Consider the following 3,091-nt stretch of genomic DNA (forward strand, 5'->3'; position numbering starts at 1 on the left):
CGTCACGTTCGTGGAGTACGGCGACGAGGCCGCTCTCGCCGCCGCGGTCACCGACAAGACCGCCGCCGTCGTCCTCGAGCCGATCCAGGGCGAGGCCGGAGTGCACGTGGCCCCCGACGGCTACCTCGCCTCGGCGAGGGAGATCACCTCCCACCACGGCGCGCTGCTGTGGCTCGACGAGGTGCAGACCGGCATCGGTCGCACCGGGGCCTGGTTCGCCCACCAGCTGCCGTTCGCGGGGGGAGTGACCCCCGACGTCGTCACCCTGGCCAAGGGTCTGGGCGGCGGCATCCCGATCGGGGCGACCATCGCCCTGGGCGACGCGGGTCACCTGCTCCGGCCCGGCCACCACGGCACCACGTTCGGCGGCAACCCGGTGGCCTGCGCGGCCGCGCTCGCGGTGCTCGACACCATCGAGCGCGACGGGCTCCTCGACCATGTCGAGCGGGTCGGCAGGCGTCTCGCCGACGCGTTGGCCGACCAGCCGTCGGTCACCGGGGTGCGGGGCCACGGCCTGATGCTCGCCGCCGACCTCGACGCCGACGACGCCGCCGCTGTGGTCGACGCCGGGCGCGACGCCGGCTACCTGCTCAACGCGACCGGACCCTCGACCCTGCGGTTCGTGCCGCCGCTGGTGCTCTCCGAGTCCGACGTCGAGGCCTTCGCGGCCGCCTTCGGCGGGATCGTGGCGGGCGCGCGGACCGACACGGGAGGGGGAGCCTGATGCGGCACCTGCTGGCAGACGACGACCTCACCCCGGCCGAGCAGGCCGAGGTCCTCGACCTCGCGGCCGCCCTCAAGGCGGACCCGTTCGCGCTCCGCCCGCTCGAGGGTCCCCGCACCGTCGCCCTGGTCTTCGACCGACCCACGCTGCGCACGCAGGTCTCCTTCTCGGCGGGCATCGCCGAGCTCGGCGGGCACGCGATGACCGTCGACGGCGGCCTCGCCGCCATGGGGGAGCGCGAGTCCGTCGAGGACGTCGCCCGCGTGCTGGGCCGCCAGGCCTCCGCGATCGTGTGGCGCACGGCCCACCAGGTCGACCTGGTCACGATGGCCGAGCACGCCGGCGTACCCGTGGTCAACGCGCTCACCGACGAGTTCCACCCCTGCCAGCTGCTCGCCGACCTGCAGACCGTCCGCGAGCACGTCGGCACGCTGGCCGGCACCCGGGTCGCGTTCGTCGGGGACGGGGCCTGCAACGTGGGCAACTCCTGGGTCCTGGCCGGCGCCACGGCGGGCATGCACGTCACCGTCGGCGCGCCACAGGGCCACGAGCCCGACGCGACGGTCGTGGCCCGGGCCCGTGAGGTCGCCCGGGCGACCGGCGGGTCGGTGACCCTCGAGCGGGACCCCGCCACCGCGGCCGCCGGCGCAGCGGTCGTCGTCACCGACACGTGGGTGTCGATGGGACGTGAGGAGGAGGCGGCCGAGCGGCTGCGTCTCTTCACGCCGTACTCGCTGACCGGCGACCTGCTCGCCCACGCCGACGCGGACGCGATCGTCATGCACTGCCTGCCCGCCTACCGCGGCACCGAGATCGACGCGGACGTGATCGACGGTCCTCGGAGCGTCGTCTGGGACGAGGCGGAGAACCGTCGCCACGCCCAGAAGGCGATCCTCACGTGGCTGCTGGAGCGCGCATGAACGACACGGCGACCAGCCCCACCACCAAGAGCGCGCGCCACCAGCGCATCATCGACCTCGTGACCCACCACGACGTCCGCTCGCAGACCGAGCTGGCCGAGCTGCTCGCCGGCCGCGGGGTGCACGTCACCCAGGCGACCCTGAGCCGCGACCTCGACGAGCTCGACGCGGTCAAGATCCGCAGCGCCTCCGGCTCCCTCGTGTACGCCGTCCCTGCCGAGGGCGGGGACCGGTCGCCGGGCGCGACCCGGGAGACGGCCGCGGCCCTGGACCGACTGGCGCGGCTGTGCGGCGAGCTGCTCGTCAGCGCGGACGCGAGTGCCAACCTGGTCGTGCTGCGGACCCCGCCGGGAGCCGCCCAGTTCCTGGCCAGCGCCTTCGACAAGGCCGATCTCGGCGACGTGCTCGGCACGATCGCCGGCGACGACACCGTGCTCGTCATCGGCCGCGACGCGGCCGGCGGAGAGGCGCTCGCCCAGCGCTTCCTGCGTCTGGCCAACCACGACACCACCTCCCCCCACCCCGCAAAGGACGACATCTAAGTGAGCAAGGTCCTCACCTCCCTCCCCGTCGGCGAACGCGTCGGCATCGCCTTCTCCGGCGGCCTCGACACCTCGGTGGCGGTCGCCTGGATGCGCGCCAAGGGCGCCGTCCCGTGCACGTACACGGCAGACATCGGCCAGTACGACGAGCCCGACATCTCCGGCGTCCCGGACCGCGCGCGGGAGTACGGCGCCGAGATCGCCCGTGCGGTCGACTGCCGCACCTCGCTGGTCGAGGAGGGGCTGGCCGCGCTCGCGTGCGGCGCCTTCCACATCCGCTCCGGCGGGCGCGCCTACTTCAACACCACGCCGCTGGGCCGGGCCGTCACCGGCATGATGCTGGTCCGCGCCATGCACGAGGACGACGTCGACATCTGGGGCGACGGCTCCACCTTCAAGGGCAACGACATCGAGCGGTTCTACCGCTACGGGCTCCTCGCCAACCCCGAGCTGCGCATCTACAAGCCGTGGCTCGACGCCGACTTCGTGCACGAGCTCGGCGGTCGCACCGAGATGAGCCAGTGGCTCACCGAGCGCGGCCTGCCCTACCGCGACAGCAAGGAGAAGGCCTACTCCACCGACGCCAACATCTGGGGTGCCACCCACGAGGCCAAGACGCTGGAGCACCTCGACGTGTCCCTGGAGACGGTCCAGCCGATCATGGGCGTGAAGTTCTGGGACCCCTCGGTCGAGATCGCCACCGAGGACGTCACCATCCGCTTCGAGCAGGGTCGGCCGGTCGCCATCGGCGGCACGTCGTACGCCGATCCGGTCCAGCTGGTGATGAAGGCCAACGAGATCGGTGGGCGACACGGCCTCGGCATGTCCGACCAGATCGAGAACCGGATCATCGAGGCCAAGTCGCGCGGCATCTACGAGGCCCCCGGCATGGCGCTGCTGTGGAT

The 3,091-nt window shown here is 73.0% G+C and carries 4 protein-coding genes; all 4 read left to right on the plus strand.

The features are described 5' to 3' along the window. On the plus strand, positions 1 to 724 hold a 724-nt coding region (locus ACXJKL_RS18155; protein WP_457208404.1), incomplete at its 5' end, for an aminotransferase class III-fold pyridoxal phosphate-dependent enzyme. Next, on the plus strand, positions 721 to 1,644 hold the full coding sequence (gene argF, locus ACXJKL_RS18160; RefSeq protein WP_457208407.1) for an ornithine carbamoyltransferase: 924 nt from the start codon (positions 721 to 723) through the stop codon (positions 1,642 to 1,644). The genes ACXJKL_RS18155 and argF, both read left to right, overlap by 4 nt. Further along, positions 1,641 to 2,186: an arginine repressor gene (locus ACXJKL_RS18165; protein ID WP_457208405.1), complete on the plus strand. Its 546-nt coding sequence runs from the start codon at positions 1,641 to 1,643 to the stop codon at positions 2,184 to 2,186. The genes argF and ACXJKL_RS18165 overlap by 4 nt, the downstream gene beginning before the upstream one ends. Further along, on the plus strand, positions 2,187 to 3,091 hold a 905-nt coding region (gene argG / locus ACXJKL_RS18170), incomplete at its 3' end, for an argininosuccinate synthase (protein WP_457208406.1). It abuts the gene before it with no gap.

It is taken from the genome of Nocardioides sp. P5_C9_2 (assembly GCF_054049555.1).